Annotated in this window: 14 protein-coding genes; 6 read left to right on the top strand and 8 right to left on the bottom strand. The window is 65.4% G+C overall.

Going from position 1 to position 16,880, the window contains the following annotated elements; all coding sequences use genetic code 11:
- Window positions 1-24 precede the first annotated feature (24 nt).
- Window positions 25-579 carry a flavin reductase family protein gene (locus ACVJ19_RS05825; RefSeq protein WP_453949857.1) on the top strand — a complete coding sequence of 185 codons (555 nt, stop codon included), beginning with the start codon at window positions 25-27 and terminating at the stop codon, window positions 577-579.
- Between the two features lie 150 nt (window positions 580-729).
- Here the strand turns inward: ACVJ19_RS05825 and ACVJ19_RS05830 are convergent, their stop codons facing one another.
- From ACVJ19_RS05830 to ACVJ19_RS05855, 6 genes are all read right to left on the bottom strand, one after another.
- A complete protein-coding gene (locus ACVJ19_RS05830) occupies window positions 730-2,235 on the bottom strand; it encodes an FAD-binding protein (protein WP_456739358.1) in 1,506 nt (501 codons plus the stop codon).
- 51 nt (window positions 2,236-2,286) lie between these two features.
- Window positions 2,287-3,174, bottom strand: a complete 888-nt coding sequence (locus tag ACVJ19_RS05835) for a LysR family transcriptional regulator (protein ID WP_453949854.1) — start codon at window positions 3,172-3,174, stop codon at window positions 2,287-2,289.
- Between the two features lie 124 nt (window positions 3,175-3,298).
- Window positions 3,299-5,158 (bottom strand): sigma-54-dependent Fis family transcriptional regulator, encoded by a 1,860-nt coding sequence (locus ACVJ19_RS05840; protein ID WP_453949853.1) that lies wholly within the window; start codon window positions 5,156-5,158, stop codon window positions 3,299-3,301.
- A gap of 165 nt (window positions 5,159-5,323) precedes the next feature.
- The gene (locus ACVJ19_RS05845; RefSeq protein WP_453949852.1) at window positions 5,324-8,629 is read right to left on the bottom strand and encodes a carboxyl transferase domain-containing protein; all 3,306 of its coding nucleotides are present in this window, start codon (window positions 8,627-8,629) and stop codon (window positions 5,324-5,326) included.
- Between the two features lie 12 nt (window positions 8,630-8,641).
- A complete protein-coding gene (locus ACVJ19_RS05850; RefSeq protein ID WP_453949851.1) occupies window positions 8,642-10,363 on the bottom strand; it encodes an AMP-binding protein in 1,722 nt (573 codons plus the stop codon).
- 147 nt (window positions 10,364-10,510) lie between these two features.
- Window positions 10,511-11,182 (bottom strand): aspartate/glutamate racemase family protein, encoded by a 672-nt coding sequence (locus ACVJ19_RS05855; RefSeq protein WP_453949850.1) that lies wholly within the window; start codon window positions 11,180-11,182, stop codon window positions 10,511-10,513.
- Between the two features lie 58 nt (window positions 11,183-11,240).
- Between ACVJ19_RS05855 and ACVJ19_RS05860 the strand changes: the two genes are divergently transcribed.
- Window positions 11,241-12,305, top strand: a complete 1,065-nt coding sequence (locus ACVJ19_RS05860; protein ID WP_011084514.1) for an IS630-like element ISRj1 family transposase — start codon at window positions 11,241-11,243, stop codon at window positions 12,303-12,305.
- A 9-nt stretch (window positions 12,306-12,314) separates the two neighbouring features.
- Here ACVJ19_RS05860 and ACVJ19_RS05865 read toward each other — a convergent pair whose 3' ends face one another.
- Window positions 12,315-13,994: a methyl-accepting chemotaxis protein gene (locus ACVJ19_RS05865; RefSeq protein ID WP_453949849.1), complete on the bottom strand. Its 1,680-nt coding sequence runs from the start codon at window positions 13,992-13,994 to the stop codon at window positions 12,315-12,317.
- Window positions 13,995-14,278: 284 nt separating this feature from the next.
- On the opposite strand from ACVJ19_RS05865, the gene ACVJ19_RS05870 reads away from it, so the two are divergent.
- Window positions 14,279-14,779 carry a hypothetical protein gene (locus ACVJ19_RS05870; RefSeq protein WP_453949848.1) on the top strand — a complete coding sequence of 167 codons (501 nt, stop codon included), beginning with the start codon at window positions 14,279-14,281 and terminating at the stop codon, window positions 14,777-14,779.
- A gap of 13 nt (window positions 14,780-14,792) precedes the next feature.
- Complete coding sequence (locus tag ACVJ19_RS05875; protein ID WP_453949847.1) at window positions 14,793-15,263, top strand: hypothetical protein; 471 nt, start codon at window positions 14,793-14,795, stop codon at window positions 15,261-15,263.
- 3 nt (window positions 15,264-15,266) lie between these two features.
- Here ACVJ19_RS05875 and ACVJ19_RS05880 read toward each other — a convergent pair whose 3' ends face one another.
- Complete coding sequence (locus tag ACVJ19_RS05880; protein WP_453949846.1) at window positions 15,267-15,863, bottom strand: TetR/AcrR family transcriptional regulator; 597 nt, start codon at window positions 15,861-15,863, stop codon at window positions 15,267-15,269.
- A gap of 158 nt (window positions 15,864-16,021) precedes the next feature.
- On the opposite strand from ACVJ19_RS05880, the gene ACVJ19_RS05885 reads away from it, so the two are divergent.
- Window positions 16,022-16,399, top strand: coding sequence for a tautomerase family protein (locus tag ACVJ19_RS05885; RefSeq protein ID WP_453949845.1), 378 nt, complete (start codon window positions 16,022-16,024; stop codon window positions 16,397-16,399).
- Between the two features lie 108 nt (window positions 16,400-16,507).
- Window positions 16,508-16,879 (top strand): hypothetical protein, encoded by a 372-nt coding sequence (locus tag ACVJ19_RS05890; RefSeq protein ID WP_183246485.1) that lies wholly within the window; start codon window positions 16,508-16,510, stop codon window positions 16,877-16,879.
- The last annotated feature ends 1 nt before the right edge of the window (window position 16,880 follow it).

Raw genomic sequence — 16,880 nt, forward strand, 5'->3', positions numbered from 1 at the left:
CGCATTCATTTGGGAGATTTCCGCGTGTCGGTGGACGCAAAGGATTTCAAGCAGGCGATGCGCCAATGCGCCGGCGCCGTGGCGCTGGTCACGGTCGGCGCCGAGCACGGCAAGCGCACGGGGCTCACGGTGACGTCGGCCTGCTCGCTGTCAGACAATCCGCCCTCGCTGATCGTCTGCGTCAACCGCAACGCCAGCGCCCATGCGCGCATCCGCGAGGAAGGCGCCTTTGCGATCAATTTCCTGCACGAGGAGCACGCGATGCTGGCGCTGACCTTCAGCGGCCAGAAGGGCGTCAACGGCGATGATCGCTTCGCGTTCGGGCAGTGGACACGAGGAGCTACAGGCGCACCGGTGCTGACGGATGCTGTCGCCGCGTTCGACTGCGTGCTCGCGCAGGAGTTCGAGACCAGGACGCATTCGATCTTCGTCGGCGAGGTCCGCGCCGTGTCGCATGCGGATGCCGCCAAGCCCTTGGTCTATCTGCGCGGCCATTTTCACACGCCGCAGGAGATGCGGGAGACGGTCGCGCTCGGCGACCTCGATGCAAGGCATCTGAGCTGGACGGATTTTTCGTAAGAGCCGCGGCGCAAGCTATCCACGACTACAGATATCGTAGGGTGGGCAAAGCGAAGCGTGCCCACCACTTCTGTTGCCGTGTTGGATCGATGGTGGGCACGGCGCAAATGCGCCTTTGCCCACCCTACGATTCCGGATCCGCGGAGAGATCTAGAACACATTGTAACCAGGCGTGAGGATGCCGGCCGGATCGTGACGGCGCCTGGCTTCGCGCAGCTGTGGCCATCTCGTGCCGAAGTGATCGGTCCAATCCTGTCCCGACATGGCAAGCGCGCTTACCGGGTACAGCATCCCGCCTGCGCCGCGAATGCGATCGTAAATAGCGCGATTGCACGCGACCTGCCGGTCCGCATTCGCCTTGTCCGCCGATGCCGGGATGCGGATGAGATTGAACGGAAACACGACGCGTTCGTCGGGCAGCCGAAGCAGGGGCGTGCGGCAGCTATCCGTGAACATCGGATAGTAAGTGATCCGCCCGAGCGGACCGAGATCATCACTGTTCAACCCGGCAATGACCTCGCTCGCGATCTCCAGCGCGGTGCTGCCGCGTAAAAAGGTCAGGAGCCAGGGATGCGGATTGAGCCACTGGCCATTCGATCGCAGCAGCTTTTCGAGCTTGGCAAATGCATTGGCGTCATCACCGAAGGCAAGGTCGGAGACGGTCTCGTGCTTTGCCAGGCCTGCAAGCAGAGCCTCATCGTCGGGAGGCGTGCTGCTGTCGTAGAACACACCAGCCTCCAGTTGGTAGCGCCAGCCGCCGGCGCCGTCGGGCACGACAGCGCCCTGCAACTGGTCGAAGCGCGCCTCGTCGAGCGCGCGCCGCTGATCCGCGGTCAGTGAAGCGAGATCGGGATAGGACAGCAGATAACGCCTGACACGTTCGGGCGCGCGCATCAATCGAAGCGTTGCTCGGGAGATGATCGCGCATTGCGCCAGCCCGGCGCGAACGGCGTCGAACAGTTCGGCATGCGCGGTCGGCGAGCAGGTCAGCTCCACGCCCTCGCCGGTGACGACATCGAGCTCCAGAACCTGGTCGGTCTGGAACCCGCGCCGGGACGACGACCCGCCAATTCCGCCGACGGCAAGCGTGCCGCCAACGGACAGGCCGAGGTAGTTGGTCAGCACCGGTGGCGCGAGCCCTTTGGCCAGCGTTGCCTCCAGTACCGCGTGCCACGTCGCGCCGGCATCGACCACGACACGGTCGGGTTCGATGCGGTGGATCGCCGTGAGCGCGGCGAGGTCCATCACGATGCCACCTTCGGCCATGGCCCGGCCGTAGGTGGCATGCCCCTGCCCGCGCGCTGCAACCCTCAGCCCCTGTTCCCTTGCCCAGCGCAGGATGTCGGCGATCTCGGCGCTCGACCTGGGCTTGCAGACGGCCCGCGGCTGCCTCTGAATGATATGGCCAAAATCCTGCGCCGCGGCCGCGCGGGATTCCGCGTCATCCGCAAGCAAAGCCTTGGGCGGTCGCGGATCGCGCGAGCCCGGCGATTGTCCCGCAAAGGTGGCCGAAGCCAGCGTCGCCGTGACGCTGACGCCCGCGTGCAAGAGTGTCCGTCGGTTGGGAGTCATGGTGCAGTCCTCTGCGCCCTCGCCGGGCGGATGGGCCCCTGCACTCAAGCTGCGATCGACTGCCTGCCGGGACAACCGGCGCATCGCGGGATAGACATTCCCGCCAATCGAGAGAATGCGTTCCCGCGTGCCCGCTCAAAGCCGCTCGTGCTTCAATCTCTCCGCCAGCAGGTCGACGAAGAGGTGCGTCTTGGCCGGCGGTATCGCGCTTGGCGGAAACACGGCGCGCACGGGCGTCCGCGGTGCCTCGAACGCCTCCAGCACGATTTCGAGCGCGCCCTGATCGACGAGATCGCGGATCTGCCAGAACGGACCGTATCCGACACCGAGGCCATGACGAGCGGCGGCATGCGCAGCCGTCATATTGTCGGTGTGAAAGCGGCCGTTCACCTGCACGATCGCCGCGCTGCCGTCGATCTGAAAGCGCCATGTGTCCACTTCGCCGCGACCGGTCCTGCGCAGGATGCATTGATGCCTGGCGAGATCGTTCGGATGATGCGGGTGGCCATGACGCGCAAAATAGTCGGGCGCGCCGTAGACGACCGTGCGCAGCTCGCCCAGCCGCCGGGTCTTCAACGACGAGTCCGGCAATTCCCTGATCCGCACGGCGAGATCAAAGCCATCGCCGACGACATCGACAGGCCGGTCGGACATGTTGACGTCGACTTCGATCTGCGGGAAGCGCGCCATGAACTCGGCGATCACGGGCACCACATGGGTCGATCCGAACAGGACCGGTGCTGCGACCTTGAGCAGCCCCGACGGCTCGATGCGCCGGTTTGCAGCCTCGAGCCGCGCTTCGGCGATTTCCGCAAAGGCCGGTTTGACGCGGCGATAGAATGCCAGTCCCGCTTCGGTCGCCACCGACTGCCGCGTGGTCCGGCGAACCAGCTCGACACCGACGCTCTGCTCCAGCGCGGCCAGCGCGCGGTTCACCGATTGCAGCGACCGCCCCAATTGCCGCGCAGCGGCCGTCTGGCTGCCGGCCTCGACGACAGCCAGGAAGACTTCGATCTCCTCCATCGAATGCTCTCCTCTCTCGCGCTCTCGGGAATATATGTTCGCGGCGACACGTTTGCCGACTGATCCACGAGAGTCGAGCAGGAGCCGGGCAACGTCCGGGTTCCGCCTGGAACCCGCGAGCGCGCTAGAATGAGATCTTCAATTGCTTGATCTTGCGATAGAGCGTGGCGCGACTGAGTTTCAGTGCGCGCGCTGCCTCGGTGACGCGACCACTGTGCTTGCGCAAGGCCTCGACGATCGTCGCCCGCTCGGCCGCTTCGAGATCGGGCTCCGCGGCCCGCCCACCAAACGGTGGCAGATCAAGGTCTGCATCCGTGATGACACCATCCTCCGCCGTGCAGCCGGCGAGCCGCAGCACGTGACGGAGTTGGCGCATGTTGCCGGGATAGGGATAGGCCGAGAGCAGCGCCCAGGCTTCGTCCGAGAGGCGGCAATTCGGCGCCTCCTCGCGCGCGATCTGGCGGATGATGTCGTCGCGGTCGGCGCGCTCGCGCAACGCCGGCAGGTGCACCTCCATGCCGCGCAGGCGGAAATAGAGGTCGGCGCGGAAGGTGCCCTCTTCCGCCATGCGGCCGAGATCGCGATGGGTGGCGCTGATCAGGCGAATGTCGACCGCTACAGGCTTGAGCGCACCGAGCGGCCAGACCTCGCGGTTTTCCAGAACGCGCAACAGGCGCGTCTGCAGCGCGATCGGCATGTCGCCGATCTCGTCGAGGAACAGCGTACCGCCGTCGGCCTGTACGATCAGGCCCTTGGAGCCCTCGCGCCGCGCGCCGGTGAAGGCGCCGGCCTCATAGCCGAACAGCTCGGCATCGATCAGGCTCTCCGGCATCGCCGCGCAGTTCAGCGCGACATAATTGTTGCGCGCGCGATTGCTGGCCGCGTGAATGGCGCGCGCAAAGACATCCTTGCCGACGCCGGTCTCGCCATGCAGCAGCACCGGCAGATTGTGATCGCCGATGCTTCGGAGCCGCTTTACGCTTCTGATCAGGCCGGGATCGCGGCCGGCGAGCCGATGCAACGCGTCGAAACGGTCGGCGAGTACATCGCGGCGCGGCGCCTGCGACTTTGCACGCAGCGGCGGCGCAACATGGCCCTGGCCCAACGGACTGCCGTCGGCACGGCGCAGCTCGACCATCTCGCCGGCACCGCGCGCGGCATGATCGAACTTGATGTAGCGCGACAGATCGATGCCGGAGGCGATGATGCCATCGGTGAGGCCGAGCAGCGCGCGCGCAGAGCGACAGGCGCCGACGATGCGGCGGTCGTCGTCATAGGCGATGAGGCCGCTGCCGCCGTCCCCTGGCACGGTCGCGATCCAGGCATTGCGGAAATGGCCGCGGAAGATCGCGCCCTCCATCCGCCGCGTCGCCTCCATCGTCACCGCAAGCGCGAGCTGATGCGCAGCGCGCTCGAGATCCTCGCGGCAGGAGGTGATGTTCACGGCACCGGCGAGCCGCCCGGCCTGGTCGAACAGTGGCGCCACCGCGCAGGAGAACATGTGCCATTGCGCGCGAAAATGCTCGTCGCGATGCACCAGGATCGGCTTCTGATCGGCGAGCGCGGTGCCGAGCCCGTTGGTGCCCTCAAACGTCTCGGCGAAGTTCGAGCCGGTGTAGATCTTCCAGTCCAGAAACATCCTTGCGTCGGCTTCGCCCGGCAGGCGGCTGAACAGCATGGTCGCGTTCGCATCCGCGAGATTGACGCAATAGCCGGCGTCGCGCAGCACCCGGGCGAGATCGTCGAGCTCGGGCGTGGCGAGCCTGATCGTCTCCTCCATGGGTTCGGCGACGTGACGGATCTCGGCTTCGGTCAGCGTCTGCGGCGGACCCAGGCGGGCGGGATCGAGCTTGTGGCTGATCAGGCAGCGCCGCCAGGAATTGGCGATCCGCGAAGAGGCATCGACGTCGGCCAAGCGGTCAGTAACCTGATTGGCGACGGACAAGACACGGGCGACATGGTTCGAGGCCGTGAGGCTGGCCATCGCGGACGTCTCCACCCTGTATTATTGTGCAAAGTCTGGCACCACGGGTGGGGATGTCAATCGGGAACCGGGACGCAGGCTCGGCGCGCTGCCTCAAGTTGTCATTCCGGGTTCGCGCTGCGCGCGCCCCGGAATGACGGCATCATCAAAATTGCTGCACCGCCCTCACCACGTATCGATGCAGGGCCGCTTCTTCGCCGTCCTCGCAGACGGCTTCGGCACCGACCTAAGCCCCGCCATGATCCACCGCCGCGTCTCGGCGGGGTCGATGACGTTGTCGATCTCGAACACCGAGGCGATCGAGACGGCCTTGCCGTTGGCATAGAGCTCGGCGACCTTGTTGCGATAATAGGTCTCGCGCTCCTCGGGATCGGCGATCCCCTCCATCTCCTTGCGGAAGCCGAGGCGGACATAGCCCTCCAGGCCCATGCCGCCGAACTCGCCGGTCGGCCAGGCCGCGGTGAAGAACGAGGCGTGGAAGCCGCCGCCGATCATCGATTGCGCCCCGAGCCCGTAGCCCTTGCGCAGCACGATGCCGAACAGCGGCACGGTGAGGCTCGCGCCTGTGACGAACATGCGCGAGACGTGGCGGACGATCGCGGTCTTCTCGGCTTCGGGGCCAACCATGAAGCCGGGCGTATCGCAGAGCGAGACGATCGGCAGATCGAAGGCGTCACAAAGCTGGAGGAAGCGCGCGGCCTTGTCGCCGGCATCGGCATCGATCGCGCCGCCGAGATGGCGCGGGTTGTTGGCGATCAGGCCGAACGGTTTTCCTTCGATGCGGATCAGCGCGGTGATCATGCCGACGCCGTAGTCGCGGCGCAGCTCCAGCACGGAATCCCTGTCCGCGACGAGGTCGATCACGCTGCGGATGTCGTAGACGCGCAGCCGGTTCTCGGGGATGGCGCGGCGCAGCAGGCGCTGGTCGGCGGCTTCCCAGCCCGTCACCGTGCCCTGGAAATAGGACAGATATTTTTGCGCGACGGATGTCGCCTCCTCCTCGTCCTCGACCAGGATGTCGATGACACCGTTCGGGGACTGGAACGTAACAGGGCCGACCTCGGCCGGATGATAGACGCCGAGCCCGCCGCCTTCGATCATGGCGGGGCCGCCCATACCGATCGAGGCGTTCTTGGTGGCGATGATGACGTCGCAGCAGCCGAGCATCGCGGCATTGCCGGCGAAGCAATAGCCGGAGACCACGCCGATGACAGGCACGAGGCCGGAGAGCCGCGCGAATTGCACGAAGGACGGGCCGTCGAGGCCGGTCATGCCGAGCCGGTCGGTGTCGCCGGGGCGGCCGCCGCCGCCCTCAGCGTAGAACACCAGCGGCACGCGCCAGTCCTCCGCCAGCGTCAGCATACGATCGATTTTCTTGTGGTTCATGTGGCCCTGCGTGCCCGCGAGCACGGTGTAGTCGTAGGCCACGACGATGCAGCGCGCGCCCTCAGGGCCAAACTTCTCTGCATTCACCGTGGCGACGCCCATGACGAGGCCGTCGGCCGGCGTGTTCTTGATGAGATCGTCGAGCTTGCGCCGGCGCCGCTGCGCCGCGATCGCAAGGCTGCCGTACTCCATGAACGAGCCGTCGTCGACGAGCTGCGCGACGTTCTCGCGCGCGGTGCGCTGGTTGGTGTTGCGGCGGCGCTCGACCGAGGCGGGGCGGTTTTCGTCGAGCGTGTTGGCCTGACGCGCGATCAGCTCGGCAAGATCGGGACGGATGTGGTTGAGGTCGATGTCGGCCTCCGCCGCCGTGCTATCGGCAGCGACGTCGAGTGGCTCCAGATACATGATCGGCTCGCCATGCATCAGCGTGGCGCCGTCGCCGGCGACGAGCTTCATGACGCGGCCGCCCTGCTCGGCCATGACCAGATGCTCCATCTTCATGGACTCGATCACGGCGAGCTGCTGGCCGGGGCGAACGATCTCGCCTTCCTTGACCTGGATGGTGACGATAGTGCCCTGCAACGGCGCTGCCACCATCACCGCGCCCTCGGGCACGACTTGCACGATATGCGCTTCCGCGCCGTGACCGCCGCCGTGCTCCGTCGCCGCAAAGTAGAGGGGCCTCGCCGCACCATCCGCCGCCTCGACGAGTTTTGCGATGTTGCGATCGATGAAGTCGGTCGCGATACGGTTGGTCCTGAAATCGGGATGCGCCAGCACGGCCTGGAGGAAGGCGATGTTGGTGACGACGCCGTCGATCCGGAATTCGCGCAAGGCGCGCGATGCCTTTGCGACAACATCATGCCAGGCCTCACCCGGCGTATGCACGATGACCTTTGCGAGCAGCGAGTCGAAAGCCGCGCTGGTCTTGTAGCCGGCATAGCCAAAGCTATCGACGCGGACGCCGGGCCCCGACGGGGGCTCGAACACCGCAAGCACGCCGCCGGTCGGATGCGTGGCGCCCGTCTCGTCCAGCGTTTCCATGTTGACGCGAAGCTGCATGGCATAGCCGCGCGGCTTCGGGATCGAGCCTTGCGCGAGGTCGAGGGACGCCAACGAAGCTCCCGCGGCGACCGCGAGCTGGGCGCGGACGAGGTCGAAGCCGAGCACCTCTTCCGTCACGGTGTGCTCGACCTGGAGCCGCGGATTGGCCTCGATGAAGGCAAAGCTGTCCTCGGCGGTGCCGTCGACCAGGAACTCGAAGGTGCCGAGATTGTCGTAAGAGGCCGCCGTCGCAAGCTGCTTCGCCGCCTCGATGATGCGGCCGCGCAGGGGATCGCTCAGCGACGGGCTCGGCGCCACCTCGACCAGCTTCTGGTGGCGGCGCTGGATGGTGCATTCGCGCTCCCAGAGATGGGAGATGGCGCCATGGCGGTCGCCGATGATCTGGACCTCGATGTGACGCGCCTGCCGGATCAGCCGCTCGGCATAGACACCATCGAAGCCGAACGCCGCCTTGGCCTCGGACTGGCAGCGCGCATAGGCCTCGGCCAGATCGGACGCGTTCTCCACGACGCGCATGCCGCGGCCACCGCCGCCAGCCATCGCCTTGATCACGATCGCCGCATTGCTGCCGAGCGAGCTGAAGAATGCCGTGATCTCCTCGAGGCTTGAAGGCCCGCTGGTGCCGGCAATGATCGGCACGCCGCAGCGCTTTGCCAATTGCCGGGCCGCGACCTTGTCGCCGAACAGCTCGAGCGCGGACGCCTTCGGCCCGACGAAGCTGATGCCTGCGTCGGCGCAGGCTTTTGCGAATGCTGCGTTCTCGCTGAGAAAACCATAGCCGGGATGCACGGCATCGCAACCGGCAGCCTTCGCAGTCTTCACCACGGCCTCGATGTCGAGATAGGCCCGCGCGCCGCGGCCGGGGATTTCGATCGCCTCGTCGGCGACACGCACATGCAGCGACAGCGCGTCGTCGGCGGGATGGATCGCGACCGTCGCGATGCCGGTGTCAGCCGCCGCGCGCGCGATGCGGATGGCGATCTCGCCGCGATTGGCGATCAGGAGCTTTTTGAACGACATCGTCTCTCTCACTCAGACAGCAGCAGGAAGATTCGGATTGAGGTCCTGCTTCTTCACCTTGCCCGTCGCCGTCAGCGGCAGGGCATCGATAATACGCACTTCCGGGACCTTGTAGACGGCCATGCGCTCGGCGCACCAGGCGCGCAGGTCTGCCGCGGAGATGGTGCCGACCGCCTCCGGCTTGAGCTGGATATAGGCGACCGGCACCTGCCCCTTGTCGGGATCGTCGCGCCCGACCACGCCCGAGCCCAGCACCTTCGGATGCTGCCCGAGCAGCGCCTCGATCTCCGGCGGGAATACGCTCATGCCCTTGACCTTGAGCATCTCCTTGCGGCGGCCGAGGAAATGCAGAAAGCCGTCCTTGTCGATGGTGCCGATGTCGCCGGTGCGCAGCCAGCCATCGATCAGCGACTCCGCGGTCGCCTCCGGCTTGTTCCAGTAGCTCTTGAGCAGCGATGGCGTGCGCACGCGGATCTCGCCTTCCGCGCCGAGCGGCAACAGCGCGCCGGTCTCGAAATCGGTGATCTTGAACTCGGCGCCGGGGACCGGCAGCCCGACGAAGATCGGCTGGTTGTTGAGATCGAAATCGTCGTCCTGGAAACCTGATGTGAACGTGTTGGAGGTGTGGGTCTCCGTCATGCCCCAGGCCGCCTCCATCAGGATCGTGCCGGTGAGGTCCTTCCAGCGCTTGCGATAGTCGGCGTTGAGCTTTTTGACGAAGGAGACGACGCGCACCTGCTTCAGCGACGACAGGTCGAAGTCGCGCCAGCGCGGATGGTCCATCAGCTCGACTGCGCCGTCGACCGGCATTGCCGTGATTGTGACCTTGTACTTGTCGATCGCGGCCATGGCACCGACGGCGTCCCATCGCGCGAGCAGGACCAGCGTCGCGCCGGAGAACAGCGGGAAGATCAGGCCGAAATTCTCACCCGCGATCCAGAATTCGGGGAAGAACGACAGGAACACGCTGCTCTCGTCCGACAGCACCGAGATGCCGTAATTGGCGGCCGCCGTATAGACCATGTCGCGATGGGTATGGACGCAGCCCTTGGGCATGCCGGTGGTACCGCCGGTGTAGTTGAGCGCGGCGACATCATCGAGACCGGGCGGAGGCAGCGGCGTCGGCGCCGACATCGCGGCGAGTGCCGGCAGCAGATCAGTTGCACCTGCGACCGCAACGCGCGGCGTGCGGATTGAATCTGGCGTCGGAAATGCGGGCGTTGTGGGGACGACATCGGCGAAGCTGGTGACGATGACCTCGCGCAGCTTCACCTCGGCCCTCACCTGCTCGACGACGGGAATGAGCTGGTCCAGCGCCACGATCACCTCGGCCTGGGTGTCGTTGAGCCCGTAGGACAGTTCGAACGCGCGCGACAGCGGGCTGACGGGGACGTGGACCGCGCCGAGCTTCAAGATGCCGAAGAACACGATGTGGAATTGCGGACAGTTCGGCAGGAAGACGGCGACACGATCGCCCTTGCGCACGCCCTTCGCCTGCAACAGCGCCGCAAAGCGATCGCTCTGCCGATCGAGATCGGCGTAGGTGGTGACATGCCCGTAGAAGATCACGGCAGGGCGATCCGGACTGCGCTTCGCCCAGGCACGCAGATATTCCGTCAGGGGAACTTCGCCGTGCACATAGTTCGGCGAGCGCGGCATGCCCTTCGGCCAGGCCTTGTCCCACAACCCGCGCAAGGCGGCGAGGTAGTCCTTTTCGCTCAGGCCTGCACTCATGGCGTCCGTCCCGTGCTGCTTGTTCTTTTCGCGACGGCACGCAACGTGCCGTGGCTCGACCTTGTTACAGGTCGAGCACGGCAGAGTTGATGTCAAGGAAAACAGTTTTCCGCAGCACGGCCGATGCCGCGGCGCGGAAAAATCACGCTACGCCGTGACGAGACGAATGATCCGCCGCACGGCAGACGGGATCGGCGCGACGACCGGCACGGTGAACATCGGCTGAAGCTCGCGTGCCGCTTCACCCAGCGGCCCGCCGCCGATGATCACCGCTTCCGCCCCGTCCTGCGCAATGCAGGCCTCGACCGCAGCGGCGAGAACCGCACGCAGCTGTGCCGGATCGCGCATGAGCTGTTGCGGATCGCCGTCGGCAAAGCGCGTGCCGGTATAGAGCGCACGCAACCCCAGCGTATCAGGCAATGCGTCGATCTCCGCTTTCAGCAGCGGCGTCGTGGTCGCCACGCCGAACCGGCGACCGTTCTCGGCTGCCTCCAGCATCGCGGATTCGCCGATGCCGACGGCCGGCAGCTTCATCGCGGCCTTGATCCCGGCAAGGCCGGGATCGCCGAATGCCGACACGATGATGCCGTCGCACTCACAGCTGTTGGCACGCGCGATCTCCTCGACCTCCGGCGCAGCCGCCTCCAGCGCATCCGCCGAGACGATCATCGCGGGCGCACGCGTTGCCGTGGCACCGGCAATGCCGAAGCCATCGGCGGCAGCGGACCTGGCGATCGCCACCATCATCGCGGTGGTCGCCTCGTTGCTGTTCGGATTGATCAGGAGGATGCGCGCGCGCCGATCGGAGTTTTGGCCCATCCTCCCGCTATACTAGTACCCACTTTTCTTGGAACGTGAGTCGTGATTCAAGGTCGGGATGATACCCGAAGCAAGAGAAGTCCACCTTTCGAGGAAAGATCGCAAGGTGCTTGAGGCGTGCTGTCGCTCACCGGTGACGTTGCAGCGCGATTTGAAGCGGGCGCGGATAGTTCTGTTGGCGGCGGATGGGCGCAGCACCCGGTCGATCGCCAAGGAAGTTGGGGTCCAGCCGCGGATTGTCAGCCTTTGGCGGCATCGCTATGCCGACCATGGCCTTGAAGGGCTGCAAGACAAGCCGCGGCCTGGCAAGCAGCCGATCTATACGAAGACGACCGACAAGCGGATTCTGAAGCTGCTGGATAAGCCGCCACCGCAAGGGTTTGCGCGCTGGACCGGCCCCCTGCTGGCCGAGGCGCTGGGCGATGTCGATGTCCAATATGTCTGGCGGTTCCTGCGCAGCCACAAGATTGACCTGGTGGCTCGCAAGTCCTGGTGCGAGAGCAACGACCCGAACTTTACGGCCAAAGCCGCCGATGTTGTCGGCCTCTATGTCGCGCCGCCGGCGAAGGCCATTGTGCTGTGCGTGGACGAGAAGCCCTCGATCCAGGCTTTGGAGCGAGCGCAGGGTTATCTGAAGTTGCCCAATGGCCGCGCCTTAACCGGCCAAAGCCACGATTACAAGCGGCATGGCACCACAACATTGTTTGCGGCGCTCGAAGTCGCCACCGGAAAGATCATCGCGACCCATTCAAAACGCCGGCGCCGCGTCGAGTTTCTCGATTTCATGAACAGCGTCACCGCGACTTTTCCGAACCGCAAGCTTCACGTCATCCTCGACAACCTCAACACCCATAAAAAGAACGAGGACTGGCTCAAGGCCCACCCCAACGTGCAATTTCATTTCACGCCGACAAGTGCGTCATGGCTCAATCAGGTCGAAGTATGGTTTTCCATCTTGCAGGGGCAGTCGCTCAGCGGCACCTCCTTCACGAGCCTCAAGCAGCTTCAGGAACACATCGATGCCTACGTCAACGCATACAACGACAGAGCCGAGCCCTTCGTCTGGACCAAGAAAAAGGTCCGTCAACGCCGTTTCAAAGGCCGCCGTATCACTCAGCTCTGATTCCGGGTACTAGGCCGCCCGCACGCCCGCAACGAAGGTGCTGACCTCGTCCTGGAGGGATTGCAGCTTCTGCGTCAGACGACCGCTCGATTGCAGCACGAGGCCGGCGGCCTGGCCGGTCTCGGCGGTCGCGTCGGTGACGCCGGAGATGTTTTGGGAGACCTGGTCGGTGCCCGATGCCGCCTCCTGCACGCTGTGCGCGATCGCCTGCGTCGCGGCGCCCTGTTCCTCGACGGCAGCCGCGATCGACGAGGAGATCTCGTTGACCTCCATGATGGTCTTGCGGATGCTCTCGATGTTGCCGACCACGTGGTTGGTCTCGGCCTGGATCGCGGTGATCTGCGCGCCGATCTCGTCGGTCGCCTTCGCGGTCTGGCTCGCCAGCGACTTCACTTCGCTGGCGACCACCGCAAAGCCCTTGCCCGCCTCGCCCGCCCGCGCCGCCTCGATGGTGGCGTTGAGTGCGAGCAGGTTGGTCTGCGAGGCGATCTGGTTGATGAGGTCGATGACCTCGCCGATCTTGTGCGCAGCCGCAGCCAGCCCCTGCACGGTATCGTTGGTGCGCTGGCCGTCGGCGGCCGCCTTGTCGGCCACTGACGCGGCCTGCGCGACACGCTGGCTGATCTCGGTGATCGAGGACGACAGCTGGCCGGCGGCGGACGCCACCGTCTGCACGTTGGCCGAGGCCTGCTGGCAAGCGGTCGCCACGAAGCTCGCACGGTCGGTCGCCTTGTTCGCGGTCTCCGACATGCCTTGCGCGGCCTGCTGCATCTCGCGCGCTTCGTTGAAGACGTCGCGGACGACGGCCTGGACGCTCGCCTCGAATTTGCCGGCGAGATCGGCCATCGTCCGGCGCTTCTCGTCATCCGCCTTGCGCTTCAGCTCGTCCTGCTCGGCATGCATCTGCCGCACCGCCGACGCATTGTCCTTGAACACGGCGAGCGCCTTGGCAAGCCCGCCGACCTCGTCGCGACGATCCGTGTACGGCACCTCGAACGCACTGTCGCCGGCGGCAAGGCGCTCGGTCAGCGCGGTAATTTTTGCAAGCGGTTTTGTGACACTGCGGCCGATCACAAACGAGGCGCCGAGGACCACGACCAGCACCGCCAGACAGATGTAGGCGAACGTCATCGCGTTCTGACGGAAGACGGCGTCGACGTCGTCGAGATAGATGCCGGTACCGATGATCCAGCCCCAGGGCGCAAAGCCCTTCACATAGGAGATTTTTCCAACGGGCTGGTCGAAGCCGGGCTTCGGCCAGAGATAGCCGTAGAAGCCCGCGCCTTGCTTGTTGACGACGTCAACGAAGCCCATGAACAGCGCATTGCCGGCCGGATCCTTCATTCCGGAGAGATCCTTGCCGTCGAGCTCGGGCTTGATCGGGTGCATGACCATTTTGGGGGTCATGTCGTTGATCCAGAAATACTCGACCTTGTCGTAACGGAGGCTCTTGATCTCGGCCATCGCGGCGGCCTGCGCCTGCTCGCGCGGCTTTCCTTCGCTCTCTAGCTTCTGGAAATGGGCCAGGATGCCGTAGCCGACGTCCACCATGTGCTGTGTCTTGGCCTGACGATCGGCGATCATCTGCGCGCGCAAGGTCGAAAGCGCGATCGGCGCCAGCGCGATCATGCCGATTAGGCTGATGCCGACAATGAGGACCAGCTTGAAACTGATACGGGAGAAAATCATCGGGGCTCGCAAGAATTGGAAGGCTGATATGCAAGTTTATCCCGTGCCCCTTAGCAAAGCTTTAAGCATTCGGGTTCCCGAAAACCCGCAAGATTGCGTAGGGCCGGCCGCCGGCATGCTGCGGGCTTGCGAGGCTGGCGGTGTGGAAATTCAAGCTGTTCAAATCTAGAAGACCTCGACATCGCCCCTCGAAGCGTTGACTTGGCGGAGCCTCTGGCCGAACGATCGGCGCAGATCATCAGCGCCAGCCGAAGCGTTGCGCGCCGCCGGAGGCCAGAGGCTCCATGCATCAATCGACATACGCCAAGCCCCTCGAGCTGCCCGCACTGACCGCAGCGGAGCGGCTCTTCGTCTGGGGATTTCGTGCCAAGGCGCGAAGCGGCAGCGCCGTTCCGACGGCGGCCGACATCCAGCAGGTGTACGACCATTTCCGCGTCGGCGACGCCGTGCCGTCGCTGGAATCCATCATCGAGATCTTCGCCTGCACTGCGCATACGGCAATCGAGGTGCACTGCCCCACCTGTCCGCGCATGTCGGAGAGCGAGTGCGGCATCCTGCGCGCGATCGCCGCCGCGCAGAAGGAGCGCGACGATGTCGCGCGCGAGCAGTTCGAGTGCTGGCTGCCGCCGGTGGGCGCGGATTGGGCGCTGGCGCCGGTGCGGGGACTCGCAACGATCTTCCGCATGGCCGGCCTCATCCTGCCTGACCGGCACGTCTCGTCACGCGCCCATGACCGGACGATGGCGATGAAGAGCTGGTTCGTGGGCAGCCCCACTTTGCATTGACGAGATCGTTGACATGCAGACCATTTGCGATTCTGCCGCGGCCTCGGAAGCAGGTCCGTCGCGGCTTTGTCCGCTGCAAGCCGCGCTTTCGACACCTCGAAGCGTCGAAGGCTATGATGATTTCTGCCGCGTCGCGCTGTCGCTGTTCCGCTTCATCGGAGCGGCCTATGCGACCGGCGCATCGGATTGCTGGGAGGCGGCCTATCGCTTTGCCGACGAAGCGCCCGGCATTGCCGACAGCCCGCTGCTGGTCGCACGCGCGGCTGCGCTGGTCAGGGTTCTGCGCAGCGGCCGGCCGTGCGAGCTCTGCTTCATGCCGCCGTCCTGCAAGCGCCTGTCGAAGGACGAGGCGGAGTTGATGCGACTGCTGGCCGTTGCGCGCAACAAGCAGCCGGTAGAGCTCGCATCCATCGTCTGCCAGTTCGTCGGCTCCGGGAAGGAAGATGCGGCGACCCGGGCGGTCAACGCGCTGGCCTGCTGCTGACACCTAGCCTCCCTTGTCGAGCACGAGATCGATCGTGTGTGCGGCGATCTTGCGCAGCTGGGCTTCGTCGCCGTAGGCGCGCTCGAGCACGGCAAGGCCGCGCGTCACCGTGATGATGTGCAGCGCTGCGGCTGCGGGATTGCCGTTGAACTCGCCGTGCCTGGCGCCCGCCGACAACGCGTCCTGAACCAGCGCGGTGATGCGGGAGACGAGACTCGCAAAGGCCTGGCGCGCCTCTTCATCCAACCCTTCACCTTCCGCCGCGCCGAGCTCCATCAAGCCGCGCGTGGTCGGACATCCCCGCGGCGGCGAGCCGGATCGGAAATTGGTGATGGTGAGGTCGAAGAACGCGGTGAGGCGTTTGCGCAAAGACCCCGCCCCGAGCGCCTTTTGCAGGGCGAGCAGATAGTCGCCCGCGTAACGCTCATAGGCCTGGAGGAACAGCGCTTCCTTGCTGCCGAAGGCATTGTAGAGGCTGCCGCGCTGCACGCCGGCGTCGCGCGCGATGTCCGACAGCGAGGTGCCGCGAACGCCTTTGCGCCAGAACTGGTCGAACGCGATGCGCAGAACGTCGTCATGGTCGAACTCGCGCGGCCTCAAATGTTGCCCCTCAAAGTATTTGACACGACGTCAAGAACATGGTTTCTCGACATCGTGTCAAAAACAAAGTGGGATTGATATCCCGTTTCGTCAATAAACCGGCGGCCGGCGCGGATGATGCGTCCGGCCGATCGGGCCCGCATGCAGAGGGACGTACCATGCCTCTCCTCCACATCTCGATGCGCGCCGGAAAGCCGGAGGCCTACCGGCAGGCGATCCTCGACAATCTCTACCGCGCCATGCGCGAGGCGCTGAACGTCCCTGATGGCGACGAGTTCATGACTATCAGCGAGCTTTCGCCCGCGAACTTCCGCTGCGGCAATGCCTACGGCGTCAACCGCAGCGAGGACGCCCTGCTGATCCAGATCACCGTGTTCGCCTCGCGCACGTCCGAGCAGAAGAAGGCGCTGTACCGGCGGATCGCGGAGCTGCTCGGCGAAAGCCCGGGCATCCGGCCCGAGGACGTGTTCGTGAACGTGCTCGACGCGCCCAAGGAGAACTGGTCGGTGGGACACGGCATCGCGCAATTCGCGTGAACTTGCCGGGCGCGGAATCGGCGGCGCCCTCTTGAGAATTGCCGGCCGGAAGGGTCTGATGGGGTGCGGAGCAAGCCTCCGCCGAGCCGAACCCGGGACCTGAACGGCATGACCATGTCGGTCGAGCAATTGTGGAGCCTGCCGGAAACGGCGCTGATCGGCGCCTATGCCGAAGCGCGGCGCCGCTACGCCGAGAAGAAGTTCGAGCGCGACACCCAGCGGGCGCGGCTGGAATGGATGCGGGCAAAGCTGTTCGTCAACACGCAGGGCAACGTGACCGAGCGCAAGATGGCGGTCGACGTCTCCGAGGAGCTGGCGCGCAAGGGCCAGGAGGTGCGCGAGATGACGCGCGATCTGGACATGCTGAAGATCGACGTCGACGTGATCGACACCATGATCCGGCTGCGCGGCGCGCACGGCGGGCCTCCGGTTCACACCGAGGAGGCGGCCGAGAAACCGGCCGAGCCGGAAGGGGAGTGAC

The sequence above is a fragment of the Bradyrhizobium sp. USDA 376 genome, assembly GCF_054063675.1.